This is a genomic window from Micromonospora echinospora (assembly GCF_900091495.1).
In the GTDB taxonomy this organism is placed as follows: domain Bacteria; phylum Actinomycetota; class Actinomycetes; order Mycobacteriales; family Micromonosporaceae; genus Micromonospora; species Micromonospora echinospora.
Window position 1 is genome coordinate 4,365,219 of sequence record NZ_LT607413.1, and the last position, 26,074, is coordinate 4,391,292.

General features: G+C 69.7%; 20 protein-coding genes and 1 pseudogene. 10 read left to right on the plus strand and 11 right to left on the minus strand.

The window, feature by feature from the left end; translation table 11 throughout:
• Positions 1 to 45: 45 nt before the first annotated feature.
• From GA0070618_RS19695 to GA0070618_RS19715, 5 genes are all read left to right on the plus strand, one after another.
• A complete protein-coding gene (locus GA0070618_RS19695; protein ID WP_088982945.1) occupies positions 46 to 2,742 on the plus strand; it encodes a hypothetical protein in 2,697 nt (898 codons plus the stop codon).
• A gap of 216 nt (positions 2,743 to 2,958) precedes the next feature.
• Positions 2,959 to 3,756, plus strand: coding sequence for an SGNH/GDSL hydrolase family protein (locus GA0070618_RS19700; protein ID WP_088982946.1), 798 nt, complete (start codon positions 2,959 to 2,961; stop codon positions 3,754 to 3,756).
• A gap of 117 nt (positions 3,757 to 3,873) precedes the next feature.
• On the plus strand, positions 3,874 to 6,423 hold the full coding sequence (locus GA0070618_RS19705; RefSeq protein WP_088982947.1) for an FtsK/SpoIIIE domain-containing protein: 2,550 nt from the start codon (positions 3,874 to 3,876) through the stop codon (positions 6,421 to 6,423).
• Positions 6,420 to 7,214: a hypothetical protein gene (locus GA0070618_RS34280; RefSeq protein WP_197701557.1), complete on the plus strand. Its 795-nt coding sequence runs from the start codon at positions 6,420 to 6,422 to the stop codon at positions 7,212 to 7,214. Before GA0070618_RS19705 ends, GA0070618_RS34280 begins: the two co-directional genes overlap by 4 nt.
• Before the next feature lie 145 nt (positions 7,215 to 7,359).
• On the plus strand, positions 7,360 to 7,683 hold the full coding sequence (locus GA0070618_RS19715) for a hypothetical protein (protein ID WP_088982948.1): 324 nt from the start codon (positions 7,360 to 7,362) through the stop codon (positions 7,681 to 7,683).
• Here the strand turns inward: GA0070618_RS19715 and GA0070618_RS19720 are convergent.
• Both GA0070618_RS19720 and GA0070618_RS19725 read right to left on the minus strand, forming a co-directional pair.
• Positions 7,664 to 8,455: a hypothetical protein gene (locus GA0070618_RS19720; protein ID WP_088982949.1), complete on the minus strand. Its 792-nt coding sequence runs from the start codon at positions 8,453 to 8,455 to the stop codon at positions 7,664 to 7,666. The genes GA0070618_RS19715 and GA0070618_RS19720 overlap by 20 nt on opposite strands.
• Positions 8,452 to 8,631: a hypothetical protein gene (locus GA0070618_RS19725; RefSeq protein WP_088982950.1), complete on the minus strand. Its 180-nt coding sequence runs from the start codon at positions 8,629 to 8,631 to the stop codon at positions 8,452 to 8,454. The genes GA0070618_RS19720 and GA0070618_RS19725 overlap by 4 nt, the downstream gene beginning before the upstream one ends.
• Positions 8,632 to 8,900: 269 nt before the next feature.
• Between GA0070618_RS19725 and GA0070618_RS19730 the strand changes: the two genes are divergently transcribed.
• Positions 8,901 to 9,146: a winged helix-turn-helix domain-containing protein gene (locus GA0070618_RS19730; protein ID WP_088982951.1), complete on the plus strand. Its 246-nt coding sequence runs from the start codon at positions 8,901 to 8,903 to the stop codon at positions 9,144 to 9,146.
• A 276-nt stretch (positions 9,147 to 9,422) separates the two neighbouring features.
• On the opposite strand, the gene GA0070618_RS19735 is transcribed toward GA0070618_RS19730, so the two are convergent.
• Both GA0070618_RS19735 and GA0070618_RS19740 read right to left on the minus strand, forming a co-directional pair.
• Positions 9,423 to 9,830 carry a hypothetical protein gene (locus GA0070618_RS19735; protein WP_088980359.1) on the minus strand — a complete coding sequence of 136 codons (408 nt, stop codon included), beginning with the start codon at positions 9,828 to 9,830 and terminating at the stop codon, positions 9,423 to 9,425.
• Entirely contained in the window at positions 9,827 to 10,657 is an 831-nt protein-coding gene (locus GA0070618_RS19740; protein WP_088982952.1) for an IS5 family transposase, read from the minus strand. The genes GA0070618_RS19735 and GA0070618_RS19740 overlap by 4 nt, the downstream gene beginning before the upstream one ends.
• Before the next feature lie 223 nt (positions 10,658 to 10,880).
• On the opposite strand from GA0070618_RS19740, the gene GA0070618_RS19745 reads away from it, so the two are divergent.
• From GA0070618_RS19745 to GA0070618_RS35565, 3 genes and pseudogenes are all read left to right on the plus strand, one after another.
• A complete protein-coding gene (locus GA0070618_RS19745) occupies positions 10,881 to 11,147 on the plus strand; it encodes a DUF6244 family protein (RefSeq protein ID WP_231931375.1) in 267 nt (88 codons plus the stop codon).
• A gap of 339 nt (positions 11,148 to 11,486) precedes the next feature.
• Positions 11,487 to 11,933, plus strand: coding sequence for a hypothetical protein (locus tag GA0070618_RS19750; RefSeq protein WP_088982954.1), 447 nt, complete (start codon positions 11,487 to 11,489; stop codon positions 11,931 to 11,933).
• A gap of 43 nt (positions 11,934 to 11,976) precedes the next feature.
• Positions 11,977 to 12,078: pseudogene (locus GA0070618_RS35565) on the plus strand (DEAD/DEAH box helicase family protein); the annotation flags it as partial.
• Positions 12,079 to 12,094: 16 nt separating this feature from the next.
• On the opposite strand, the gene GA0070618_RS19755 reads toward GA0070618_RS35565, so the two are convergent.
• The 5 genes from GA0070618_RS19755 to GA0070618_RS19775 all read right to left on the minus strand — a co-directional run bounded on the left by GA0070618_RS19755 (position 12,095) and on the right by GA0070618_RS19775 (position 22,403).
• The gene (locus tag GA0070618_RS19755) at positions 12,095 to 14,245 is read right to left on the minus strand and encodes an AIPR family protein (protein WP_088982955.1); all 2,151 of its coding nucleotides are present in this window, start codon (positions 14,243 to 14,245) and stop codon (positions 12,095 to 12,097) included.
• Positions 14,246 to 14,316: 71 nt separating this feature from the next.
• Positions 14,317 to 17,517: a type I restriction endonuclease subunit R gene (locus GA0070618_RS19760; RefSeq protein ID WP_088982956.1), complete on the minus strand. Its 3,201-nt coding sequence runs from the start codon at positions 17,515 to 17,517 to the stop codon at positions 14,317 to 14,319.
• 32 nt (positions 17,518 to 17,549) lie between these two features.
• Positions 17,550 to 18,737: a restriction endonuclease subunit S gene (locus GA0070618_RS19765; RefSeq protein ID WP_088982957.1), complete on the minus strand. Its 1,188-nt coding sequence runs from the start codon at positions 18,735 to 18,737 to the stop codon at positions 17,550 to 17,552.
• Positions 18,730 to 20,301, minus strand: a complete 1,572-nt coding sequence (locus GA0070618_RS19770) for a type I restriction-modification system subunit M (RefSeq protein ID WP_231931377.1) — start codon at positions 20,299 to 20,301, stop codon at positions 18,730 to 18,732. Before GA0070618_RS19770 ends, GA0070618_RS19765 begins: the two co-directional genes overlap by 8 nt.
• A 65-nt stretch (positions 20,302 to 20,366) precedes the next feature.
• Positions 20,367 to 22,403: a DNA-binding protein gene (locus GA0070618_RS19775; protein WP_088982959.1), complete on the minus strand. Its 2,037-nt coding sequence runs from the start codon at positions 22,401 to 22,403 to the stop codon at positions 20,367 to 20,369.
• A gap of 363 nt (positions 22,404 to 22,766) precedes the next feature.
• Here GA0070618_RS19775 and GA0070618_RS19780 point away from each other — a divergent pair, with 363 nt between their 5' ends.
• Positions 22,767 to 22,952, plus strand: coding sequence for a hypothetical protein (locus GA0070618_RS19780; RefSeq protein ID WP_088982960.1), 186 nt, complete (start codon positions 22,767 to 22,769; stop codon positions 22,950 to 22,952).
• Positions 22,953 to 23,042: 90 nt separating this feature from the next.
• Here the strand turns inward: GA0070618_RS19780 and GA0070618_RS33555 are convergent, their stop codons facing one another.
• Positions 23,043 to 23,552 (minus strand): hypothetical protein, encoded by a 510-nt coding sequence (locus tag GA0070618_RS33555; protein ID WP_231931378.1) that lies wholly within the window; start codon positions 23,550 to 23,552, stop codon positions 23,043 to 23,045.
• A gap of 345 nt (positions 23,553 to 23,897) precedes the next feature.
• Positions 23,898 to 26,057: a TerD family protein gene (locus tag GA0070618_RS19790; protein WP_088982962.1), complete on the minus strand. Its 2,160-nt coding sequence runs from the start codon at positions 26,055 to 26,057 to the stop codon at positions 23,898 to 23,900.
• Between the last annotated feature and the right edge of the window lie 17 nt (positions 26,058 to 26,074).

The window sequence follows — 26,074 nt, forward strand, 5'->3', positions numbered from 1 at the left end:
ACTGGGTGCTCTGGTGTTCACGCACGGCCACGTCGGAGGTGTCGGGTGCGGGAGTCCACAGCTCAGGAACAGCAGCCCACCCCGGGTCGGGACCCGCTCCCCGACGGTGGCCTGGATTTCCTCGCCCTGCTCGCCCGGCTGTTGCGCCGGCCGCGTCGCGGCGACCGGCGGCTGCCGGTGTTCTGGCTGGTGCACCCCACCGGCGCCGCCGACCTGATGTCCGTCCTGCGACGGCTGGTCGGGCAGAGCCCGCACCGGCGGGTGCCGCACGCCGTGGTCGACGTCCGGACGCTGCCCGAGGGCGCGGGCCTGCCGGCCGTGTTGCGGGAACTGCACCGGCAGCTCTGCGTCGAGGCGTTCGGCGCCGAGCGCATCCGGTTCCGGCACTATCCGCTGGCCGACTGGTTGATGCAGCAGAGCCTGACCTTCGGCGTCGAGGCCGAGGACGGCCGCTCGGCGTTGGTGCGCCGGCTGCGCGACCGGCGCGGTCAGGGCATGACGGGGGAGCCGCTGGCCCCGGGTGGGGACGCCGCCACGGTCGTCTCCCAGGTGCTGTTCTGGCTCGTCCGGCGGGCGGTGCCCAGTGTGGTGTTCCGGATCGCGGTCTCCGGCCGGCTGCCGGTGCTCGGGCGGCCGTACTCGTGGTTCATGCGTCAGCAGTACCTCGCCCCCCAGCAGTCGGTGACCTTCCTCGGCTTCGCCGAGCGCCTCACCACCGGCTGGCGGGACGGGGAGCAGCCGGACCAGGTCGACAAGCTGCTGCTGCACGCCTTCCTGGAGGACCTGCGGCAGGCGTACCGGCGGCGACCCTGGCGGCCGTCCGAGTGGCGGCGGACCACCTCGGTGGTGCTGCTGCTCGACCACGTGGTCCCGGGCGACCAGGGGCACCGGCTCGTCCGTCTGCTCAACGACGTCCGCAACGAGACGGGGCGTAACGACCCGCTGCTGGTGCTCGCGGTCGGGGCGGAGCCGCCGCCGGAACCCGCCGTCGTGACGCCGTTGGCCGACGCCGAGGAGGCGTACGACGAATGGGTCGAGGGGGTGCCGGAGGCGCGGCGGTTGCGCCGGCCGGCGGCCTGGCTGCTCCCCCTGGAGGTCGGCGTCCCGGACACCGGCGCCCAGACGCGCGGCGCCCCGCGCGGGTTCGCCGCGCCGGATCCGCCCTGGTGGTCACGACGTTTCCTGCCCGCCGGGCTCTGCCTGGTGCTGCTCGCCGCGGGTGGCGCGTGGGTGGGCACCCGGTGGGGGTCGGGCTGCCTGCCGTCGCTGTCCGGTCAGGTGAAGGTCGAGCTGGTCGGGTCGGAGTGCGTCGGCTACAGCGACAGCGAGGCGCAGGTGTTCAACGACGACCCGGGGCAGGACCGGCTGCGCGCGATCCAGCGTCGGATCTTCGCGCAGAACCGGGCGGCCGAGCGGGCCTGGGAACGCAGCGGCAAGCGGCGGCCCTTCCTCACCCTGGTCTACCTGGGCACCCTGACCGGAAACCCGACCCGCGAGGACGAGGAGTCGTACGTCTCCGAGCGGGAGGAACTGGAGGGGATGGCGACCGCCCGTTACGCGTTGTTGCAGATCTCTGCCGGGGCCCCCGGCGCCGCCCTGCTGCGGATCGTGGTCGCCAACGGTGGCCGGCAGATGCGCCACGCCGGCCCGGCCGTGCGGATGCTCGCCGAGCTGGCCCGTGAGGACCGGACGCTGCTCGGCGTGGTCGGTCTGGTGGAGAGCCGGCGGAACACCGCCGAGGCGATCGGCGAGCTGAACCGGGTCGGCCTGCCGGTGATCGCGCCGAACATCTCCGGCGACGGGATCGGCAGCCGCTCGCGGCTCTACATCCAGGTGTCCGCGCCCAACACCGAACAGGCCCGCCTGTTCCACGAGTACGCCCGAGCACGGCGGCTGACCGACGCGCACGTCTACTACACGACGGGCGAGGGCAGTTCGCTGGCGGAGGACATCTACGTCAGCACCCTGGTGGCGGACCTCGAACAGCGGTTCGGTGACCGGCTCGCCCGGCCGGTGCAGTGGCAGCCCGGCACCTCGATGGCCCGGGAGTGCGGTTACGCCGGCATGCTGGTCTTCGCCGGCCGGTGGTCGGAGTTCGACGGATTCCTGCGGGCGTTGCAGCGGGACTGCGCGAACAACCCCCCGCGCAACCTGGTCGGCAACGACTCGGTCAACCGCTACATGGCCAACCCGCAGTTGCGCCGCAGCGCGCCGGGCAACCTGCCGGTGACGTACGTGTCGAAGGCCTCGCTGGCCACCTGCGCGGTGCTGCGGGCCGCCGCGTCGAGTGGCCGGGACGAACCCCGGGCCACCTTCCTGCGCTGGATCTCCAGCGACGACCTGCTCGACCGGCCGCGCTGCACGCCCGGCGGCGACCAGGTCGGCGAGCGCGTCAGCCTCGCCTACGACGCGACGACGATGGTGGTCCGCGCGGTGGAGAGCCTCGCCACCCGCCTGCACCACGGGGACGACAGTCCACGGTGGCGGCCCGAGGCGATCAACCCGGTCGGCATGCACGCCGAGGTGCTCCGGCAGATCGACGGGGATGGCTACCGGGGGATCTCGGGCCTGCTCCGGGTGGACGTCGACACGGGTGTGCCGGCGCAGAAGCGGCTGGCGATGATGCGGGTGGAGCGGGTGCCCGACGTGGCGGACGAGCCGGTGGAGGTCTTCCACTGCGGGGTGGCCGACACGTGGCGGCCGGACCCGCCCTGCGCGGCCTCCACCCCGGCGACCAGGTGACCGCCTCTTCGTTCGCGGCGTTCCGTCGGCGCGGGCCGGTGCCTGGCGTGGTTGCTGTCGAGCTGCCCCGTCCGTGCGCCCGCCCCGCTCAGCCCATCTCGGCGTTCTTCCATATATCGCTATGTTTCGATAGCATTACCGCCTGGTAACCCCCCCCGGACCCAGGCCACGCGCGCGGCTGAAGGTTCCACCACCCCCACACGTGGAGGACCGTCCATGCCCCACCGCCCGCTGGCCCGTGCCGTCACCGCGTTGGCCGCGCTGGTCGCCACCACCCTCGCCGTCCTGCTCGTTCCCGGCACCGCCCAGGCCGCCGCCATCCACTACGTCGCGCTCGGCGACTCCTACTCCTCCGGCGTCGGAGCCGGGTCGTACGACCCGAACACCTGCCTGCGCAGCTCCAAGTCGTACACGTCGCTCTGGGCCCAGCAGCACGCCGTGGCCAGCTACAAGTTCCCGGCCTGCGGCGGGGCGAAGACCGACGACGTGCTCAACGAGCAGGTCGGATCACTGGACGCCACCACCACCCTGGTCACCATCACCATCGGCGGCAACGACGCCGGCTTCTCCAGCATTCTGGAGAACTGCCGGTTCGGCAGCGAGTCGGACTGCGCCAACCGGGTGAACGAGGCGAAGACCTTCGCCACCACCGTGCTCCCCGGCCGGCTCGACACCACGTACGCGGAGATCCGCAACCGGGCCCCGAACGCCCGCCTGATCGTGCTCGGCTACCCGCGCCTCTTCGAGACCGGCTCGTGTGGTCTGCTCGGCATGAGCAAGTCCAAGCGGATCATCCTCAACGAGGCCGCCGACCTGCTCGCCCAGGTCACCGCGGACCGGGCGGCGGCGGCCGGGGCGACCTTCTCCGACACCCGCTCCTACTTCGCCGGGCACGGCGTCTGCGCCAGCACCCCCTGGATCAAGGACGTCACCGGGCTGATCGAGGCCTACCACCCGAACGCCGACGGCTACCGCCTCGGCTACCTGCCCGCCCTCAACGCCGTCACCGGCTGACCCCGAGCCTTCCCACCACCACCAATCCGACAGCCGACGGTCCATACCGGACTGTCGGCTGTCGGGCACCTCCGCTACCGTTGCGCGGTACGACGGAAGGTGATCAGGAGGTGACGGATGGCGCGTATCGCGTCGGCGTACCGGCAGGCGGTCACGGCCCATCGGGAAGCCCGTGAGCGGCTCGGCCGGCTCACCCGGGCCCTTGCCGAGTGTCCCGTCCCGGCCAATGGGGAGACCGCCGACCTGGTCGCCCGGCTCGCCCGGGTCGGCGCGGCCCTGGCCACCCCGACCCCCGGCGCGACCCCGCTGACCGTCGGACCGGTCCCGGTCCGGGTCGGCGAGGCGTCCACTGTGGACGGCGACTTTCCCGTGGTCGTTCCACTCGGCAGCGGCCGGCACCTGGCGGTCGACACCGACGCCCGCGATCCCCGGGTCGCCGCCCTGCTGCGCGCCCTGGTGCTCCGGCTGGTCGCCACCGCGCCACCGGGCACCGTCCGGGTCGCCGCCCTCGACCCGGCCACGTTCGGGGCGGCCTTCCTGCCGCTGCGACCCCTGGTCGACGCCGGGGTGCTCGATCCGCCCGCCACCACCGAACCCGAGATCGCCAGCCTCCTCGACACGATCGAACGACACGCCCGTCTCGCCCAGCAGGCCGGCCCGGACGCCGACCTGCCCACCCTGGTCGTGGTCGGCGCGGCACCGCCCCCGCCCCGGGAACTCGCCCGGCTCGCCGCCCTCACCCACGCCGGCCCGACCGCCGCGCTCTGCGTGCTGCTCGCCGGGCAGCCACCCCGGGACGCCGGGCCGCCACCCCCACCGCTGGCCGCCGCCACCCGGATCACCCTCACCGACCGGTACGCCCACGTCGGCGACCCGCCCGGCCTGCCGTACAGCCCGGACGGGACCGGACTGGCCGCCCCGGTGCTGCTCGACGGCGATCCGGCACCGGCCACCGTCGCGGCGCTCGCCGAACACCTCGCCGCCGCCACCCGGCAGGGCGCCGCACTCCGCTTCACCGACCTGCTCCCGGCCAACCACTGGGCCGAGTCGGCCCGCGCCGGCCTGCGTACGGTGATCGGCCGGGCCGGGCGTACCCCGGTCACCGTGGCGTTCGACGACGCCACCCCGCACTGGCTGGTCGGCGGACGGACCGGGGCCGGCAAGACGGTCTTCCTCCTCGACGTGCTCTACGGCCTGGCCACCCGCTACTCCCCGGCGGAACTGCACCTGTACCTCCTCGACTTCAAGGAGGGGGTCAGCTTCACCGAGTTCGTCCCCACCGGGCGGGACCCGTCCTGGCTGCCGCACGCCCGCGCGGTCGGTATCGAGTCCGACCGCGAGTACGGCGTCGCCGTGCTCCGGGAACTCCGCCGCGAACTGGGTCGCCGGGCCGGCGCGCTGAAACGGTACGGCGTCACCAAGCTGGCAGACCTGCCTCGGGACACGCCGGCACCCCGCGTCGTGGCGGTGGTCGACGAGTTCCACGTCCTGCTGGCCGGCAACGACAGCCTCGCCCGCGAGGCGGTCACCCTGCTGGAGGAGCTGGCCCGCAAGGGCCGCTCGTACGGGGTGCACCTGGTGCTGGCCAGCCAGAGCACCGCCGGCATCGAGGCCCTCTACGGCAAGGCCGACGCGATCTTCGGGCAGTTCCCGCTCCGGGTGGCCCTGCCCGGTGGTTCCGGGGTGCTCGACCCGCTCAACCCGGCGGCCGACGCGCTGACCATCGGCACGGCGGTACTGAACACCGCCGCCGGGGCCGCCGGCCCGGACACCGTCATCCGCTTCCCCGACGCGCACGCCGACGCCGCCGACCTGGCCCGACTGCGCCACCAGCTCTGGCAGGCGCGGCCCGCCGGGAACCATTCGCCGGCCGTGTTCCGGGGGTACGAGGCCGCGCACGTCGAGGACGATCCGGTCTTCGCTGGGCTACGGCCCGGCGTCCGGCGTCCGGCCGCACTGGTCGGCCGGGCGGTCGATGTGACCGGCAGCACCGCCGCCGTCCCCCTGGACGCCACCCCCGGCCGGCACCTGGCCGTGGTGGGCACCTCGGCGGCCGGTGCCCACGTGCTCCGGGCCGCCGCGTGGAGCCTCGCCCGGCAGCACGCGCCGGGCACCGCCCGGTTCCTGCTCGCCCCGCTGGTCGCCGCCGCCGACCCGGTCGCCGACGACCTTGGCACCGCGCTGACCGACGCCGGGCATCCGGTCGACCAGCTCGACGCCACCGGGCTGCGCGGACACGTCGGCCAGCTCGCCACCGCACCGGCCGCACCGCCGACCGGGCGGACGTACCTGGTGGTGTTCGGGGTGGACGCGGCCGGCGCAGTGCTCGGCCTGTCCGACCCGGCCACCTTCCGCACCGGGTACGACGACCTGCGCGCCGTGCTGCGGCACGCCCCCGGGTACGGGGTGCACCTGCTCGGCTGGTGGCGTGGGCTGCGCCGGCTCGCCGACGACCTGGGTGGCACGCAGAACCGGGACGACGTGGCCTGCCTGGTGGCGCTGAACGTGCCCGGGGCGGAGCTGGGGCTGCACCTCGGGGTGACCGACCTGGCGTACACCCCTCGGGCGAACCGGGCCCTGCTGGTGGACCGGCACGAACACCGCACCCAGTTGATCGTGCCGTTCGTCGGGGCGGGACACGAGCCGGACGAGGAGGGGCTGAGGTGAGCGGCTTCGAGGACTACGCGGCCCTGGCCCGGCACCTCACCGAGCAACGCCGGATCGCCGACCGGCGGGCCGACGCCGAGACCGGACGGCGACGACGCTGGCAGGCCGACGTCGACCAGCTCGACCAGCGTCTCACCGCCCAACAGGAGTGGCTGGCCGGGCTCGGCGCGGCGATCGGTGCACCCTTCCGCACGGCCGACCCGGTCGGACCGCCGGAGGACCGGGAGCCGACGACGGACGGGACGACGTACCAGGAACTGCCGGTCGGCCCGTCCCGCCCGGCCCTGCCGACCAACGACCCCGCCCGGGCCGGGGCCCTCCGCGCCGTCGACCCGGGTTCGCCGCCTCCGCCCGGTCCGGCCGCCCCGCCGCCCCCGCTCGACCCGGCCGAGGAACTGGCCCGGGTCCGATCCCGCGCCGACGAGGCCGACCGGTACGGCCGGCAGGTCGAGGCGTGGGCCGGGCAGCCCCGACTCCTGCCAAGCTGGTCACCGCTGCTCCGGGCGATCGTCGTCTACCTCGGTAGCGCCGTGGTCGGGGCGCTCGCGGTGGCCGTCCTGGTGCTCGTCGCCAACGCCGGCTGGATCGACTCGGCCACCCTCGCCATCTGGACCGGTGCCGGCATCCCCGCGCTCGCCTTCTTCGCCGGGTTCCTGCTGCTCGGCCGGTACGGCCGACCGGCCGTCGGTGGCGCATCCCCGCCCCGGCACCTGAACACCGGCTTCGTGATCTGCTTCCTGCTGCTGCCCGCCGTCTCCTGCGGCTACCTGCTCCTCGCCCGGGGCGGCTGACCCGGCGGTGTCGGCCGGCTCGCTGCCGTCCGTCGGCTCGGCTTCGGCGGTGGTCCAGGCGGCGGTGAGCAGGTCGTCCAGGTCGGCCGGGCTCATCCCCTCGTCCTCGAGGAGCCCGAGCAGCAGGAGCGTACGGGCGGTCAGCGTGGCCGCGTCGTCCGGCGGGGCCGGGCACTCGCCGAGCGCCGCCCGGATCAACGCCTCGGCCACCGTCGGGTCCACGTCCAGGCCGGTCACGTCGTACCGCTCCCGGGCCGAGGCGACGAACCGGATCACCGCCGCCCGGTCCGCCCCGGGCGCGAACCGCCGCCGGGCGGCCACCAGCAACGCCCCGGCCAGCAGGTCCGCGTACCGCCGCCACTCCGGCTCGGCGAAACCGCGTACCCGCCGGTCGTGCCGGTCCACCCGCCCGTGCACCAGACTCCGCAGGGCCGTCCGCACGCTCTCCGTCACCGTCGCCACTCCCTGATCACCTCGTTGCGTACCCACGTCCAGCGGCCGGGGCACTCCCGGCGACGCCGGGCCCGTACCAGATGGACCGCCGCCCGGACCCCGGCGGCGATCTCCGCCGGGTCGGCGCGCGTGCTGCCCCACGGCGGTGGTGCCGGCTCCGGCACGCCGGCCAGCCGTGCCGCGTACCGGTCGATGGTTCGTGCGCCCACCGCCAGCCGCGCGGCGACCAGGTCGAGCCGCGCGGACGCCGCCGCGAACCGCCGGGCCGCGACCAGGCCGTCCACCCGCCCGGTACGCCGCAGCCGGTCCTCGGCCGCGCCGAGCCGGTGCCGCACCCGGGCGGCGAGCGCGGCGGCCCGGTCCGCGTCGGCGCGAGCCAACCGCAGCCCGGCCAGCAAACTCGTGGAACCGGCCGGCGTGTCCGGATCGGCCCGCGCCTCGGCCAGCCCCGCGTAGACCAGCCCGAGCGCCCGCCAACACTCGGTCACCGCCTCCCGCCACGGATGCCGGGTGGGCGACCCGACCCCGTGCAGGTGCGCGCCGGCCCGGTCGTTCGCCGCGATCAGCGCCAGCCAGGCGGTCCGCAGGTCGTCGACCAGGTCATCGGTGAGTCGCACGCTGGCATAGTGGGCGAGCCGGCCCTGAGCGGCCCGCCACTCGTCGCACGGGCCGGGCCGTCCGCAGGCGCGGCACACCCCGGTGTACGCGACGGTCCGGTGCGCGGCGAGCACCCGGCGCGCGTCGGTGATCCGCTCGTGCGCGTACGTGGTGAAGTGACCCTGGTTCACCGGGTGCCGCCGCTGGTCGTGCCCTTGATCATCTGGGCGAAGCGGACCTCCGGGCAGGGATGGTCCGCGCCGCAGGCACAGACCAGTCGGGTCACGGTACGGATGGGATGGGCGAAGAGGATGTCGTCGGCGTCCTCGACGTCCTGCGCGGACGCGAAGTCGGACAGGTGCTCCACGGGTACGTCTCCCGTCTGCTCCTTGCGCGATGGGTGGGGTCGGTCTGGGCCTCGGTGTTGGTGTCGGTGGCCGGGCTGCGTGCGGGCAGGCCCCGGCACGCCCGGTCGGCCAGGGGGAGCGGCCGACCGGGCGCTTACTGCGGTGGGGAAGGACCAACTCCGGGGTTGCAGACCTGGGAGCCAGCCGAGGGTGGGCATATATAACAGGTCATACAAGCGCAAGCGGGCGAACTTGGTATCGCTTGCTATGTAAAGCTCTGCGTGATCGAATGGCGGTGCAGACCTGGGAGACACCAATGCCCGCCAAAGCCAAGTGGGCGCTGATTGCCGACGGCATCCGCGCTCAGATCCAGTCCGGTGACCTTGCGCCGGGAGACAAGTTGCCGTCGACCTCGCAGCTGTGCGAACAGCACGGCGTGTCCGCGATCGTCGTCCGCCAGGCGATCAATGCCCTCAAGATCGAGGGATTGGTCGAGGGAGTAAGCGGCGTCGGGGTGTTCGTCGCCGAGCGTTAGGCGCGGTCGGCTGCTCTGCCGGCTGACGCCCTGCTGTCCTCCTTGATCGTGGTGGCAAAGCGCCCCTATGGGGGCCGTTTCCCACCACGATCGATCGCGCGCCTCCACTGTTGCCCCTCACTCGCTTTGACCCACTCCGTTTCGTCGATGTCGCGGCGTCGTCGAGCGTGCGATGCCCCGGATTGGCGAAACGGAGTGGATCAGTGGGGTCGGTGCGTCGTGGATTTGTCTCGGGGTGGCTTGTCCGTGGTTGATCTCAGAGGCCGGTTCGTTAGGTTAGGTCCGTTTCGGGGTGAGGGTGAACACTCCGGGTTGGTTCTCGGTCAGGACGTGATGCTTGACCATGCGTTTGAGCTTCGCGCGGGCGCTCTCGACGTGTTTCGGGATGGGGTCGACGCCGAGGGCGAGGCAGATGTCCTTGGCCCGCATGCCGGTGGTCGTGGTGTCGAGGACCGTCAGGATCTGCTGGTAGGGGGCGCTGGCTATCGTCGGGTCATCGGCGGTGAACTCGGCGGCGGTGAGGATGCGCAGCGTGGTGCGGGTGACCTTCAGGTCAGCCAGCTCGCCCTCGATGCGGGCGAGGTCGGCGGTGAGGGCGGTGATCTGCTCGCGTAGCCGGTCGGCGGCCTGATCGGCGGTGGCTTCGCGTGCGGTGATCAGGTCGAGGATCACGGTGAGGTTCACCGGTGTCGCCAGGACGGTGTGCTGGTGCCGGTCAGCCGGCGCACGATGGTGACCATCGACGCCCACAACGTTCGTGACACGGCCGATTCTGGGCGGCTCTCGTACTCGCGCACGAGCCGGCGGTGCAGCATCAACGTGCCGTAGGTCTGCTCGACGATCCACCGCTTGCGTACTGGCACGAACCCGGGTCGGGTGTCGGATCGTTTGACGACCTCGACGTCGATCCCGAGGACGGAGCCGTGCAGCGCGAGGTCCTGCTTGAACCCGGCGTCGACCCACGCCCGGGTGACCGTCGGGGCGCGCTCGACGACTGTGTCGAGCAGTCGGATGCCGATGGCGTTGTCGGTGACCGAGGCGGCGGTCACCACGACCGCGATGACCAGACCGAGGGTGTCCACGGCCAGGGCGCGCTTGCGGCCGGACACCTTCTTGCCGGCGTCCTTGCCGGTCGTGGCGGCCGGGACATGGTTCGCCGCCCGGACCGACTGGCTGTCCAACACGACCGCGGTCGGATCCTCGGTCCGGCCGGCCTTCTCCCTGGCCTGGCAGCGCAGCAGATCATGGATCGCCTGGTCGGTGCCGTCGTCCCGCCACAGGGCGAAGTAGTAGTAGGTCGCGGACTTCGGCGGCAGGTCGTGCGGCAGGTACGCCCACTGACAGCCGGTCCGGTTCTGGTAGAGGATCGCGTTCACGATCTCCCGCAGGTCGTAGTCACCCTGATGCCCCGAGACCGAGACCCGCTTGGCCTTCCACGCCCGCAGGAACGGCCCGATCAACGCCCACTGCGCGTCGGTGACATCGCTGGGGTACGGCTTCCGATCACCCATGAACGGCCTAACGCCACTACCGCCCGACGGTCACGACCAGGATTCACATTCCCCGACATCGAGAGACCGCTATCCGTGGCGAACCCGCTGAAGGACCCTCAACCGGACGCAAAGCATAGATCAAATCAAAAGCCCTCGAACCGGCCTCTCATACGCTGCGTGGTGGTCCGCGCTGGAGAGTTGGCGTGGCCGCTCAACTCGGCTGACCCTGGGGGAGGGGTGTGTGAGTAGCGCTGCGGAGATGATCGCGAAGTTGAGTGCGGCGTCGCAGAAGTTGGAGGAGTCGCGGGCCAAGACGGCGGGTGCCGCTCAGGACGTCGCCGAGGCGCGGGCTCTCGTGGCGAGTGCGTTGGAGGGCGTGGGTGCTGGTCCGCTGGTCGGCGTGATTGACGCCTACCGGCAGGCGTTGATGCAGGCCGCGCAGGGCAGCGAGCCGGCCCGGCAGCATGTCCAGGAGACGATCGCGAAGATCCACGCGCTGGGAAACTAACCGGGGGTGGTGGCAGCACAACCCGCCAGCCACCCCGGGCGGCTCCTCCGGTAATCCGGCCCAGCGTGCCACAGTGGGACGATGAGCCTCCCCGGAGGCAAGAACGCCGGGAGTCCCGGAATCGGGAGGGCACCGAGGCCCCACCTCCTGCCCGTCGGGAGCGGTTGAGTCCGGAAGCCATCGCACTTGGCGGGTCCGCTGCTACCACCGCATGGGCAAGCGTTGCAGAGTTCCTGCCGGCGCTGCCGAAGGCGATCGCGGGAGTTCTCCTTGGGTCGGTGGCCAGCTGGGGAGCTTTCAAGGCGTATAGGGCCAGAACAAAGGAGCGCGGAGGTTCGAATGAAGATCGATGATCGGGTTGAACAGCTCGTGCGCGATACCCTGCACTGGGCTGTCAAGCGTAAGCCTGCCGAGTTCGGGGACGCGTTGCGTGCCTTCCCGGACGAGGCTAGTCGCCTTTCGGCGCTGGAACTGCTCGTAGCGATCTGCGGCTACACGACGGTTGACTTGTTCGGCCAGCGGCCTTCAGAGGGGCAGGTACGGGCACTGGCCACCGACATAGCGGAAGGCGAAGGCTGGTCATCGGTCACTATAGCGGAGGTTGCTGACTACATCGATGCGGTCCTTGGCGGTAGCCGAACGCTCGACACCCTCCCTCCGGAACGACTCGTGCCGCTTTCGTTCGTCGTTGCTGCCAACCTGTTGTCGTCCAAGCCCAAGGCGCCCGGCGAATGGTGGTTCAACTACCTGGACAAGGTAGAGGCCGCGATCGAGGCGGCGGGGTAGCCCGCCTATTGCTTGCGGAGGACCGGCCGCGCGCCCTCGTCCAGTGGTCGCCGGCGCGGGGAAGACCTTCACCGCTTTCAGCGCCAGCCACCGGCTGCTCAAGTACGCGCGGGCCGGTCGGATCCTCTTCCTGGTCGACCGGAACAACCTTCGGGATGCCGTCAATCGACCTCGTTCGCTGGGCCGAGTTCGCGAAGGACTCGCCACGCGAGGTCGGCGAGGGTCTCCCCGGAGCTCACGGCCCACCGAGCGGTCCCTTGGTTGGCTACCGGCCGATTCTCCCAGCCGGCCAGCTCCCACATATGAGAGATCAGCCCGGACGGCGAGTACCGTTGACCGTCGGCCGCCCAGAGGATCGGCTTGCCGCGGTGCGGAACCCACGTTGCGCGTCCCCGCTTCGGGGTTTCGGCCAGCCAGTCGCGGAGTGCCTCTGCCTCGCTTGCAAACGGCGTGACGAAGGTGAGCGCCTCCCCTTCGGGGAGAACGGCCTTGTCGACGAGGACGGAGACAGCGTTCGGACGGCGCTTGCGGCCCGGTGGCAGTCGGCGGTACTTGTTCCCCGATGGCGAAGGAGTAGCTCCGGCCGGGTCAAGCACATGTTCAGCGATCTCGCGACAACGTGTGACGTCCGAGCAGACCACTCGGATCTGCGCGCGGTCCGTATACAGCTCGTCGATGGCCGCCGCCACTGTGGGCAACAACCCCTCAACCAGGCTTTGTACCTGTTCGACCGCCTGCTTCGCCCACTCCAACTTCGAGTCGGGCTCATCGATCGCCTCGGTGTCGAGTCTGCGGAACACGAGGTGGGCGAGAAGGTACCCGCCGTGTTCGATCAGTGCGGCGCCACGCCCGGTGTATAGCGGCCGTAGCTCATGCAGGACACGGCGTACCTGTCGCAGCACCAGAACAGCGTTCCAGAGCGCATAGACGCCGAGTTGTGGCCGGAACAGGACGTCGTAGATTCCTTGTGAGCCGCGCTCCCACAAGACATCGAGCGTGGTTGCGATCCGGGCCGCGTACTGGCTGTCGGGGTGGGCGCAGGCGAGTGCGCAGGCGGCCTCGACCACCGAACAGCCGGTGTCCGGCTGAGGTTCCAGCTCTCCCCGGCGGACGCTGTAGTCGAGCCCGAGCTCGGCCCGCATGTCTTCCAGGATGACTGCCTGCACCGGATCCAGGGCGATGAAGTCCCGAGCCTCGACCCGGTTCTGCCGGTTGGTCGCCTGGGTGGCCTGCTTCGCGAACTGAACGGCCTTGCCCGTCACGATGACGCGCACGCCAACCTGAGCGGAGCCGGATTCCTCGTCTGTGGAGACGGCCTCCGCAATGGACCGGACGGTCTGCGCCCCGTTCACCACACTGGCGTTGTGCAAGGTCAGCTTGATCGGTCGCGAGTGCGGCGACCGTATCGCCTGCTGGACGGACTCGACGGACTCGCAGAGGATGGTGACCCCGTTGTTGAAGTACCAGAAGTTTCCGGGCTCCCTCATCAGCGTGTCGATCATCTCGTTGTTGATCGGGGTACGGCCGAGGGGGTTGCGGATGTTCAGGTTGAACAGGTTCGTGCCGTGTTCAACCCACTGCGCCACTTGTGCGGCTTCTGCCACACCTTGATAGGAGACGTAGGGCGTGCTGACCGTGAACCACGGGAACAGCTCAGCCTCCAGCTCCACGGGGCGTGGTGACATGTCCTCGCGGACCGAAGCCCAGACCTCGGGCGCGAGGATGATGCGGCTGTCGAGAACGTTGCCGAGGCGATTGAACTCCCGCTCCCCGCCACGGATCGCATCGAGGAAGCCGAAGGGCACGTCGTCGGCGCGCATCAGGACGACGACCTGCGTCACCGGAACCGGCCCCTGAGACATGACGTTCTTGGCCTGTTCCGCCAGGATCCGGCCGCGTAGGTTGAACGGTGCGAAGTCCTCGTCGTCGATCAGTCGCAGGCCGGCGAGAAGCTCCATCACCGCAGACCGGTCGGCGCTGGCGTTGCCGTTCTTGCTCCACTTGGCCTGGACCAGGTAAACATGCGGGTCGGGCTTCTCCACCACCGCTATCGCATCGATGCCCTGGTCTGCGACGCCGTCGATGACGGTGAGAGCCGAGTCCTGCGGAGTCCACCCGGTGACGATACGAACGGCCTGCGCGGCGAGCGCCCGGGAGAGCGCCCGAGGGGTGCGCTCCTCATCCGGACGCCCCTCAAGATCTTCAAGATTGAGCAGGCCGTCGTTGATGTAGGTGGTGCGAAGAGCGGCCTCGACCTGGCGTACCTGTAGTGCCGTGTCGCGGGTGCCGGATCGGCGGCCGGCTGAACTCAAGTCATCCTCCCAGGGGGATCGCGGAAAAGTGCAAAGTGGATTGTTGCACGAGAAATTTGATCTCAGGTCGTTTATCCGGCGGTGACGGTCCAATCGCTGGCGAAGGTCTCCATCTGGCGGATGACCAGGTCGATGGCGGCGCGTTCGTGGTCCGGCGGATAGTCGTAGCGGGCCAGCAGCCGGCGGATGTGGCTGCGTAGCTTCGCGCGTACCGGTTCACGGGAGAACCAGTCCACCGTGATCGACGACTGGATCGACTTGACCAGTTCCCGGGCGATCTCTGCCAGGGTGCCGACACCCATGAGCTCCGTGGCCGCGCCGTTCTGCGCGACGGCGTCGTAGAACGCCAGTTCGGCGTGGTTGAGTGGAGGGTCGAACCGCTGGCCGCGTCGAGCGTCCGCAGATACCTGCTTGGCCAGCTCGACCAGCTCGACGATGAGCTGCGCGCTGGTCAACTGCTGGCGCATGTAGCGGTTCATCAGGTCTTCGAGCTGGGCAGAGAAGCGTTCCTGCCGGACCACGTTGTGTTTGGTGACCTCGCGCATCTTCCGCTGGATCAGCCGGCGCAGCGCCGAGGCGGCCAGGTGCGGGGTCTCGGAGTCCTGCAGGCGCTGCAACGCGACCCCGTTGAGCTCGGTGATGTCGAGCTTGCCGAGGCCCGCTTCCTCGTAGATGTCGGTGATGTCGGCGGCGTCGACCACCTCGGCGGCGAGCTGGGACAGGTAGCGTTCCACCTCGGCGGTGTTGGGCAGACCCTTGGCCTCTCGATCGGCGGCCTCCTCCTTGACGACCCAGACCCGAACGTCGCGGAAGTACTGGATGTCACGGCGTAGGCCCTGGATGTCGCCGGCACGTTCGACGAAGTCGCGGCTGGTGGCGCACAGCCGGTAGAAGCGTTCCAGTCGGCCTGCGGAGTCGCGGAAACGCTGGTGCAGTGGCTTCGTGCCGCGCTCGACGACGTTCCCGGGGGTCCGCGGGTCGCGAAGGAAGTTGGCGGATTTCCGCACCGCCCGACGCCAGCGGGCCGGATCGCCTTCGTCGTCGACGATCGTCCGCCACTTCACCGGCGCCAGCATGGCCTCGATGACGGAGATCTCGTTGCGCACCTCGCTGATGGCACGATCGATGTCCCGGCCGAGGGTCTGGTCCTCCTGGTCGCTGGGCGTGTACTCGGTGAGCGCCTTCCGCAGGTTCTCCGTCAGTGGGGCGTAGCCGACCAGCAGGCCGTCCTGCTTCTCCCGGAAACGCCGGTTGACCCGGGCGAGGGCCTGCATCAGGTTGGCGCCCTTCATCGGCCGGTCCATGTAGATCGTGTGGATCGGCGGCGCGTCGTAGCCGGTGAGCAGCATCGAGTGCACGATGAGCAGCTCCAGTTCGTCGTCCGGGTCCTTGGCGCGGGCCTGGACGCGCTTCTGCTGCGACGGCCGCAGGCGATGCGGGCGCAGCACCTCCTTGTCGCTGGGCTCCCCGTGGAAGACGATCTTCATCTTGCCCTTGTCGACGGCCGGGTCCGCCCAGTCGGGCCGCAGCTTCTCGATAGCCTCGAAGACGCGAACGCAGATCTCCCGGGTAGCGCAGACGAGCATGGCCTTGCCCGGCCCACCGAGCTGCGGCCGCATCAGGTCGCGTCGCTTCTCCCAGTGGTCGACCAGGTCCTTGGCGAGGGTCTCAACCCGGTCGGGCGCGCCGTATACGGTGTTCATGGTGGCCGCGTACGCCTCGGCCTTGCGCCGCTCCGCGTCGTCGAGGCTGGCGGTGAGCGTCTCCACCTGCTCGTCGATGCTGTTCGGATCGATGTCCGGCGGCAGCGACACGGGGATGATCCGCGGCTCGTGGTAGACCCGTACGGTCGCCTCGTCGTCAACGGCACGCTTGAGGTCGTACACGTCGATGTAGTCGCCGAAGACGGCGCGGGTGTTCACCTCGGCGGTGGCGATCGGGGTGCCAGTGAAGGCGATGAACGTGGCGTGCGGCAGCGCGTCACGCAGGTGCCGGGCGTAGCCGTCCAGGCTGTCGTAGTGGCTGCGGTGCGCCTCGTCGACGATCACCAGGATGTTGCGCCGGTCGGAAAGGAGCGGATGCGGTCGCCCGGCCTCCCGCTCCTCTTTCGTACGCCCGAACTTCTGCAGGGTCGTGAAGATGACGCCACCGGCGTTCCGGTTCGACAGCTTGTCCCGCAGTTCGGCGCGGGTTTCTGCCTGCTCCGGTGCCTGACCCAGCAGGTCCCGACTGTCAGCGAACGTGTCGAAGAGTTGGTCGTCGAGGTCGTTGCGATCGGTGAGCATCACGATGGTCGGGTTCTTCAGCGCGGGGTGACGAGCGGTCAGCGCCGACGTGCACACCATCTCCTCGGACTTGCCGGAGCCCTGCGTGTGCCAGACGACGCCGGCTTTCCCGTCACTCTGGGACGCCCGGACGATACAGTCGACGGCCCGGGTCACCGCGAAGTGCTGGTGCGCCTTGGCAATCCGCTTGGTCTTCGACGTGAAGTTGACGAAGCCGCCGGTCAGCTCCAGGAAACGCCGTTGGTTGAACACGCCGTGGAGGGCGACGATCAGCGCCTCCGGGCCGTCGTAGTCCGGCGCGCTGGTGTCGACGCGCGCGCCCTCGTCGTCGACGTTCCAGGGCGCGAAGTGTTCATAGGGGGTGAACGGCGTGCCGTACTTCGCGGTGACCCCGTCGGAGATCAGGCACAGCACGGCGTGCCGGAACGCGAGCGGGAACTCCGCGAGGTACGTCTGGAGCTGCGCGTGCGCGCCAGTGATGGTGGCATTCTCGTCGGCGGCGTTCTTCAGTTCGACGATGGCGACCGGCAGGCCGTTGAGGTAGAGCACGATGTCGAACCGACATCGGAGGTCGCCGTCGACGACCATGACCTGGTTGATCGCCCGGTAGATGTTGCGGCCGGGGTCGTGCAGGTCCGCAAAGCGCACGGTGGGGGTCCGCTCTGCGCCGAACGAGTCGGTGTACGGGATCGGACGGCCGTGTACCAGCCGTTTGTGCGCCGCCCGGTTCTCGGCGAACGCTTCCCGGGAGGTCACCTCGGTGGCGGCGCGCACCGCGTCGGCGACAGCCGTCGGCGGTAGGTCCGAATTGAGGCGTTCGATCGCTACCCGCAGATCCTCGAAGAGCACCAGATCGGCCCAGTCCCGCCGCTGACCCGACCCCGGCGCGAACTCCTTCCCGGCACCCGGTTCCCACCCGAGCTCGCCGAGCTGTTCCAGCGCAAGCGCCTCCCAGTCGGCCTCGTTCATCCGCCCGTCCAAACCCATCCCAACCCCTCCCCGCGAACCGTTATTCCTCTTTAAACCGTTAGTTCGGCGACCTCTTCGGCGTCCTTGACCCGTAACCGCCCCGACATCAACTCCGGCAGTAACGTATCCCGAAGGGCTGCCAGCGCCTTCGACTCGTTAAGTGCCGCGTCCGCCCTCTCCTCAAGCGCAGACAGTCGATGCGCCAGGTCTTCCGTGTTTTTCGTAGGAATCTGCACCACGAGAGACGCCAGCTTGGAGCGGCTGAGCTCTGTTTGGCCCGTTGAACCTTCTCCCAGCGCTTCAATTTCTGATTGAGCCGCTAGTAGAGCAAAGCCGCCGATGATTGCTGGAAGTGGCGATGCGATCCTGATAATGGTGACGTGCGAGTCAGTGGTTGCTGCTATGGCATGAGACCAGATACCCACACGCCCCAGGGTCCCGACGCCAGTTGAGTTGACCAGAATGTCGTATTTATGCAGGATTCGATCCTGCTTGACGCGATTGGCCTCCGTGAGGCGTGCGGGTTCGAGAAGGATGCGGCCATCGCGGACACACTTTTGGTTCAGAACCGTGATGCCCGTGGAGTTGTCGGTGTATTTGGGTGCTTGTCCCCTCGTCAGTAATACTGCTATTCGGCCGACGGTCTCTTCCGTTCCTGACTCCGTTAAGGCTTCTCGGTATAGGGCCGTCCCGAGTTCGCGTGAAGCGGCGGCGATGCGGTCGTTGGTCGCAATCTTGTCATCCAATGCTCCCAGGATTGCAGATATGCGGCGCTGCGTTGGAACGTCAGGTATCCTGATGGGCCATTTCGGAAGCTCCACCAGCGGAATTCGGTCTACGGTTGCTCCGTGAATCTTCCGCGCTTGGATCACCTGCTGGAACTCCGGCGACAAATAGGCCAACAGCAGGAATCTCGGTTCGACTATTTCGCGTCTCGGTCGGAGAAGGCCCATCCGGCGGCCTAGCGCCGCCCTGATTCCTTCGGGCATGAGTGCTGCCTCGCCGAGTCTCGTCTCGTAAGAGAAGAGAATGTCCCCTGGGCTCGGTGTTACTCTTCTGGTCCAGCGCTCGAAATCTTGTTCGGATAGGTGGGCTGATTGAGATAGTTCGAGGCGTCCGGAAATGAGGCTCGAAATACTTAGGAACCAGGGTCCTTTTTCGGTCTTGGTGGGGGTTGCATGAGGTCCGTCAAATACGTTAGCTACGTCCCCTAGGGCGTAGGTTCGCCAATCAGACATCAATCCCTCCTAGCTGTTTGCGGACGACAGCCTCCAGGCGGGCAGACTCGTCGAAGTGCGCGTACAGCTCCTTGGTGAGGCGTTCGATGCGCTCGGCGAGCGGCTCGGCGTCCGGGTCTTCCTCGGCTTCGGCGGTGCCGACGTACCGGCCGGGCGTGAGGACGTGGTCGTGGGCGCTAACCTCGGCCAACTGTGCGGAGTAGCAGAAGCCGAGAACATCCTCGTACGTGTGGCCCTTGGTTTTCGCGGATTTGGTGCCGCGCCAGGCGTGGTAGGTGTCGGCGATCTTCGCGATGTCGTCGTCGGTGAGGATGCGTTCGGTGCGGTCGACCATGGTTCCGAGGGCGCGGGCGTCGATGAAGAGGATCTCGCCGCGCCGGTCGGTCAGCGCCTTTGCGCCCTGCGGCGACTTGTCTTTGGTCAGGAACCACAGGCAGGCGGGGATCGCGGTAGTACGGAACAGGTTCGGCGGGAGGGCGACCATGCAGGCCACCACGTCCGCCTCGACCATCGCCCGGCGGATCTCGCCTTCGCCGGACTGCTTGGAGGCCATCGAGCCGTTGGCCAGGACGACGCCGGCGCTGCCGCGGTCGCCGAGTTTCGAGAGCATGTGCTGAAGCCAGGCGTAGTTGGCGTTGCTCTGCGGCGGGACACCGTAGCGCCAGCGTGGGTCGGTCTCGCGGCGGGCCCAGTCGCTCATGTTGAACGGCGGGTTGGCCATGATGAAGTCGGCTCGCATGTCCGGGTGCTTGTCGTTGGCGAACGTGTCCGCCCAGCGGTCGCCGATGCCCACGGGATCCATGCCGTGGATGGCGAGGTTCATCTTCGCCAGTCGCCAGGTGCGCTCGTTGGCCTCCTGGCCGTAGATGGCGATGTCGTGGGTGTGCTCCCGTCCGGCGCGTGCCTCCACGAACTTCTTCGACTGCACGAACATGCCGCCGGACCCGCAGCAAGGGTCGTAGACGCGCCCGGAGTAGGGCTCCAGCACCTCGACGAGAACCCGCACCACGCTGGACGGGGTGTAGAACTCGCCGGCCCGCTTGCCCTCGGCGCGGGCGAACCGCTCCAGGAAGTACTCGTACGTCTCGCCGAGGACGTCCTGTGCCTTGCGGTCGCCGTGGCCGGTGAAGCGGGCGTCGCTGATCAGGTCGACGAGCTCCTTGAGTCGCGTCTGGTCGACGTTGTCCCGGTTGAAGATCTTCGGTAGGACGCCGGTCAGTGCTCGGTTCTCGTTCATGATCGCGTCCATGGCGTCGTCGAGCAGCGCGCCGACGCCGTTGGGTGCGTTCCTCACCAGGTAGTCCCAGCGGGCGGTCTCCGGGACCCAGAAGACGTTGGCGCTGGTGTACTCGTCGCGTTCGTCGAGGAACTGCGCACGACGGTTCTCCGGGATGTCGGAGAGGCTGGCCTCGACGTGGGCGCGGCGCTCGGCGAACGCGTCCGAGACGTACTTGAGGAAGACCAGACCGAGGACGAACTCCTTGTACTGGGCGGCATCCATGGAGCCGCGCAGCTTGTCGGCGGCCTTCCACAGGATGTCCTGGATCTGCTTGGTGCTGGACATGCCGGGCAATTCGCCCTGTACGTTCGCGCGTTTGCGTGGGGGCACTGTGTGTTCCGTTCTCTCGTTCAGGAGTTCGTACCGTACAAAGTCGTGAGGGTGCCGTCGGCGAAGCCCGCCACTGCGAGTTCGCGCAGTTCGGCGAGGAGGCCGGTCTGCCGCTGGAGTAGGCGCTCGCGCTGGTCGAGGCGACGCAGCACCTCATCCAGGCGGGTTGCCTCGTCCCGGTTCAGGTCGGGGATCGTCACATCCCGTAGCCGTGGGCCGCGTACCGCGCCAGGGCTGCGCGTGGTGTTGCGGGCGGTGTCCAGCAGCGCCTTCAGGACACGCGGGGTGAGGACGTCGCCGGAGGAGATGCGCAGGCCACGAGCCGGAAACTCGATCACCGAGAAGCCGTCCTCGTCGAGGAAGGCACCGAACCGGGGAACCGTGGTGACCACAAGATCACCCGGGTCGGTGAGAGCGACGTGCGGGTACTCGGCGGCGAGGGTGAGCCGGTCCATCCAGCGCTGGGACGACTGCGCGACGACCTCCGCACTGCCGATGACCCGGTGGTGCCCGCGTGGCCCGGCATGCTCAGGTGACAGGCGGTGCCCGGGAAGGGGGCGGACCCGGCGAGCCGTGCGCAGCGCCTCGAGAGAGAGTTCCGCAGGTCGGGTTCCGTCGCGCCGCACTGCCCCGGTGCTCAAGGGACCATGCTCTTCGGCGTGCCGGATGGCTTCTTGCCCGGCGTCGGTGAGACGGCGTTCGACCTCGCCGATCAGCGCGGGGCGGTCGGCGGCCTCACGGGCATGCAGGGTGACCGAGGCCGGACCGGGCGATCGCAGCGCCGCGCCCCGGCGCAGGTCGAGGGCGTCGAGCGGGACCACCTGGCCGGTGCGCGGGTCGTGGCCGTCGTGGCGGTACCCCTCGGCCCGCCACAGCAGGATGTCCTCGGCTGCGGTCTCCGCGATGCGCTGGTCGAGGGCCGTGCTGCTGACGTCCGCGACCAGCAGACGGCCCTGGGTGGCTGGAACCGGGTCGCGGGTGAGCAGCCACACGGCCGGGGAGTAGCCAGGGCGAGCCGGGAAGACACCGCCGGGGAGCCACACCACCGCCTCGACGAGGCCACTGGCCAGTAGGTCTGCCCGCTTGATGATCGCGGCGGGGTCGCGCAGGACGTTGACCAGGCTCGTGGCAGGGCCGACCACGACGGCGGTGCACCCCGGGCCGAGCCGGTCGGCGATGTCACTGATCCTGGCCAGGTCCTCGGCCGGGTCGCGCAGCTCGGCGGGCTGGTAGGGGAGCCGGGCCACGACCAGGTCCACCTCGGCGAACTCATCGTTCAGGTCGTCCGGGACCACCTCGATGTTGAACTCGGGGACGCCGGTCAGCAGCAGTCGTCGCCGGATCAGGCGAGCTAGCGCCGGGTCCGGCTGAGCGGCGTTGAAACTGAACGCCGCCGGCTCCTGGTCGGTCAGCAGGGCGGCGAGCAGGTCGCCGGAGCCCGCGTGAGGGTCGCCGACCGTGAGGCGGCCGCCCGCGCGCAACCGGCCGGGCACGTCGGCGGCGAGCCGGACCAGCGTGACCAGGTGTGAGGTGAGCGCGTCGGCGCCCAGCTCCGGCCAACCGAGTCGGGCGGAGCTGCCGAGCAGGAACTGGTACGCCCGGCTCGGGTTGTAGGCGCCCTCGATCAACTGCTCGACCATCCCCGGAATATCGGTCAGCGCGGGAGCTTCCTGCAGGTCGGTGAGGAGGAACTCGTCATCGGGGTCGAGCCGCCCGGCCAGCGGCAGCGGGTCGGGCGGCAACGGACGCCCAGCCAGGTAACGCAGGCAGAGGGCAGCGCCCAAGGACAGCACCAGGCGGCGGCCGCCGTGCTCACGGGCGTACGCGGTCAGGGTGTGCATCGCGCGCTCGGCGCGCAAGCTCTCGGCATCGGCGTTACCGAGCTTGTGGTCCAGCAGCCAGGTGAGGACCGCGTCCGCAGGGAAGAGCATCTGCCCGCTGCTGCCGGGCACCGGAGTGGGGAAATCGGAGTACCGGCGCCGCCAGGTCGTCACCACGGGACGCTCGACCCGCGCCAACAGGGCGATCTCCCCGTACGACATGAGTTCAGCGGTCATGCTCTCTCACCTCCTCCGCGATCAACGGGGTCCACTGTAGGCACTCATATTGCGTTCCGGGAGCACTACAGTCGATAACCCGGGTTATCAATGTTGGGCATGGTCGGACAGAATGCGGGTTGGCTGCGTTGAACGTGCTGCTGTACGGCATCGGTGCCCCGGCGGTGACTCGCTGATCGCGATCGAGAACGCGCTCGGCCGGGAGCCCAGTCGCCGCTACAGCCTGGTGCTGGCGAACCCGCCCTTCGGGCGTAGCTCCTCTAGAGCAGCTCAACGTCGTTCAGCACATCGCCTCGATGCTGGAGATCGACGGCCGGGCGGCGGTCGTCCTGCCGGACAACGTGCTCTTCTTCGAGCGGCGGCGTGCCCGACAAGGTCAACCTCGACGTCACCTGGCTCAAGGACACCTCCCTGGAGGGCGCCGACGCGCTACTCCCGCCCGAGGTGATCGCCCAGGAGATCGTGGAGGACCTCCAGGCCGCGCTGCGCGAGTTCGCCGCCATCGCCGACGCCCTGACGGCTCGTGCCTCGGCCGACGGGGAGAGCTGAACGACTGGCGTGCGCACCTGATTCCGAACGACCGGCTCGCCAGGTGGGAGGTGCCAGCATCGCTCCTGCCCACCTGGCGAGCCGGCGAGGTCACTTGTCGTCGGTCTTCGAGGTGTTGCCGTACTCGCTGAGGAGAAACGCCTCGAAGCCACTCCAGAGTTGGCCCACGGCACCCAGGCTACCCGGACTGACCTCGTACAACTCGGCCAAGATTCGCTGCCAGGAGTCGCAGGCTATAGACGTTTCCCGGGCTGCTTCCTTCGCGAAGTGGAACTCGCTGAGCGCTCGTTCGCGGTCGCCTCTTTCGGCGGCTGCCTGTGCTTCTCCGACAGCGTCCGAGACCTGGTGAATCAGGCTGCGTATGCGGTGCCCTGCTTCGAATTCCCTGAGTTTCAACTCTGCGATGCGCTCTTCCTCGTCGTCCTCATGGTCCGGTGACGGGACTGGCTCGCTAGGGGAGGTGAAGGATTTCGTCGTGGTCGGGCAGGCGGGCTGATCGGGTACGCCGTGGAGAACACCGGCCAGCGTCGCCAGGGTGAAGAGATCCTGCTCGACGCCGTCCTCCAGGAGCGCGGCCACCTCGTTGGCTGCTTCCCGCACGCGTTCGTAGTCGCACTCGGCGATCTGGTCGTCGACCTCGTAGTTGATATCGTCTATCTGGCCCGCGACCGCGCTCAGTACGTCTGCCCTGATTGCGATTTCGGTCTCCAGGCGTTCAATTACGCTGTCGGTCTCGCTGCCGTCGGCTTCGATGTCTCTCTTCTCCTGCTCAGATTGGGTTTGCCCAGCACCTCGCCGGCTGCCCGCTCGTCCGAGGCAGTTGGCTGAGCCGGCGAGGGCCGAGGAGAGCGCGGGTGCTGAATGCCAGATCCCCCGCAGTGGCGGAGGTTCCCGAATCGAACGGAATAGAAGGAAGCTCCCGCATGACCTCGGCCCTCGCCGACTCTACCCAGGGATCAACTCACTGAGTCGGTCGAGAGTGTACGTCTCCGACCCGGCCGGCAGGCCCTCCGGTGCCTCGATGCCGACGTAGGTGACCGGCTCGGCCGGCAGCCGCCCGTCCCACATGGTCACCTCCGCCTTCGTGCGCCACCGGTCGACCAGGTAGGCCATGGTGAGGTACCGCCGCTCCACCAGTGCCCGTACCCGGTCGGCCGTGGTGAAGGTGTTGCCCTCCACCCGGTTGAACGAGGGCATACCCCGCAGGTAGAGGTGCAGCCAGACGGCCTGCCAGCCGTGCGCGTTCCGGGCGAACACCATCGGCAGCCCGACCCGGCCCTGGCCGCGCAGGTGCGAACGCGCCCGCACGGTCCGGGCGTCGAACGGTGCGCCGCGCTGGTCCCGGGTACGCGTCTGGTACCCGAACATCGACTCGGCGACCTCGTCGAACGACTCGCCCGCGTAGATGTTGACCTGCGGAACCACGTACCGCCCACGGACGGTCAGCGGCACGTCGATGAATTCGGTCGCGCCGTTCTTCGCATCGGTGATGTCACCGGAGTGCACCACGCCGTCGTGGCGGTAGTTCGTCCAGGACACCTGGCCCGCACTGTGGAACCCGTCGTCGAGCAGCAGCACCGACAGGTCGTAGTCGGTGCGCCGGCTGCTCTGCCGCCAGTACGTGAAGAAGCGCAGCAGCTCGCCGGAGACCGACGCCCGCGAACCCCTCGGCAGCACCGCGAAACCGCCCTCGGCCGCCTTGCCGGTCAGCGGCAGGGCGACGTCGAGCACCTCCGGGTCCACCAGCAGCGGTCGCTCCGGTTCCGGCAGCCGGGCGGCGATCTCGGCGTCGAGCAGTGCCGACAGCTCGGCCACCAGTTCCGCCGGCAGCGGCGGCCGTTCGTCGGGTCCGACCCACGAGTTGCGCGACCGGCTGGCGTACATCCGGACGGACGCGGGCGTCAGCCGGTTGTCGACATGTTCGCGCAGGGAAAGGAGCACCCGGCCCGACGCCGAGCCGAGCGCGCCCGCGACGACGTCGACCACGGTGGTGCGCTCCGCCGCCGACGCCAGCCGCAGCAGCCGGTCGGCGGACCGCAGGAGCAGGCCCGGGGCGGCCGACAACACCGACGCGGCCGGGGCGACGGCCCCGGAGCGGATCGCGGCCTCCGCGCGACCGGCGAGGTTGGGTACCCGCCGCTCGCCACGGGCGACCGCGAACACCCGCTGCGCGTGCGGCCACTGGGCGTACTCGTGCGGGTGCAGCCGTTCCCCGAGCCGCTTCCACCGCTCCGCGTAGCGCGCGACGTCCCCGAGCTTCGCCGGGCTGGCCGCGACGACCTGGTCCAGCGCGGCCAGCAGCATCCGCCGCTCCGGGCGTCGGAAGGCACGGAACCGGGTGGGGGTCCCGAGCGAGGGGTCCCCGTCGGAGACCTGGCAGGCCAGGCGTAGCACGTCGGTCGTGGTGTCCACGGCGACCAGCGGCCGGCCGAGGACGAGCCGGATCCCGTTGAGCACGGCCCGGTTCTCCCGTACCGGGATCTCGGCCGGCTGGGGGCCGTCCGCGCAGGCCACCGCGAGTTCGCCGAGGATCGCCAGGTCCGCCTCGCCGTGCGGCGTGACGCTGCCGGCCAGCGCCAGGTAGAGCCGGGTCGTCTCCACCTCGGCGGTATCGCCGAGCCGCAGCAGGGTCACCCGGTCGCCGGCTGCGGCGACCAGGTCGTCGTGCGCGGCCAGCAGCTCGGCGTAGGTGTGCTGGTAGGTGCCGTAACCCGGCAGGTCGAGCAGGTTCACCCCGCCCGAGGTCACGGCCTCCCGCAGCTGCGCCTCGGTCGCCGTGCCCCCACCGGTGAGTACGGCCGCCCGGAGCCGGTCGGTCCAGAATTCGACGGTGTCCGGCACGTCGTCTGGGAAGCCGATGAAGTAGGCGTTGTGCTGGACGTGGTCACCCACCAGCTCGCGTACCGCCGTCACAACCGTGACGGCGAGGTCCATCGCCGGGCCGGGAGCCAGCGCGCCGACGTGCTCCAGCAGGGCCCGCGACGCCGAGAACCCGACGTCGAGCAGTGCCGCGTCCAGTTGCCGGGCCACCGGCGTGCCGTCGCCGGCCGCGCCGGTGCTGACCGGTACGCGCAGTGTCTTCTGGATGATCAGCTTCTCGTTCACGTGGTCCCCCGAACGAC

What these genes read in the sequence shown, in the direction of transcription:
- GA0070618_RS19750 (WP_088982954.1), top strand. Translation starts at nt 11,487, where the DNA reads ATGAAGATCGATGATCGGGTTGAACAGCTCGTGCGCGATACCCTGCAC.
- GA0070618_RS19760 (WP_088982956.1), bottom strand. Translation starts at nt 17,517, where the DNA reads ATGGGTTTGGACGGGCGGATGAACGAGGCCGACTGGGAGGCGCTTGCG.
- GA0070618_RS19775 (WP_088982959.1), bottom strand. Translation starts at nt 22,403, where the DNA reads ATGACCGCTGAACTCATGTCGTACGGGGAGATCGCCCTGTTGGCGCGG.
- GA0070618_RS19740 (WP_088982952.1), bottom strand. Translation starts at nt 10,657, where the DNA reads ATGGGTGATCGGAAGCCGTACCCCAGCGATGTCACCGACGCGCAGTGG.
- GA0070618_RS19765 (WP_088982957.1), bottom strand. Translation starts at nt 18,737, where the DNA reads ATGTCTGATTGGCGAACCTACGCCCTAGGGGACGTAGCTAACGTATTT.
- GA0070618_RS19730 (WP_088982951.1), top strand. Translation starts at nt 8,901, where the DNA reads ATGGCGGTGCAGACCTGGGAGACACCAATGCCCGCCAAAGCCAAGTGG.
- GA0070618_RS19705 (WP_088982947.1), top strand. Translation starts at nt 3,874, where the DNA reads ATGGCGCGTATCGCGTCGGCGTACCGGCAGGCGGTCACGGCCCATCGG.
- GA0070618_RS19700 (WP_088982946.1), top strand. Translation starts at nt 2,959, where the DNA reads ATGCCCCACCGCCCGCTGGCCCGTGCCGTCACCGCGTTGGCCGCGCTG.
- GA0070618_RS19770 (WP_231931377.1), bottom strand. Translation starts at nt 20,301, where the DNA reads ATGTCCAGCACCAAGCAGATCCAGGACATCCTGTGGAAGGCCGCCGAC.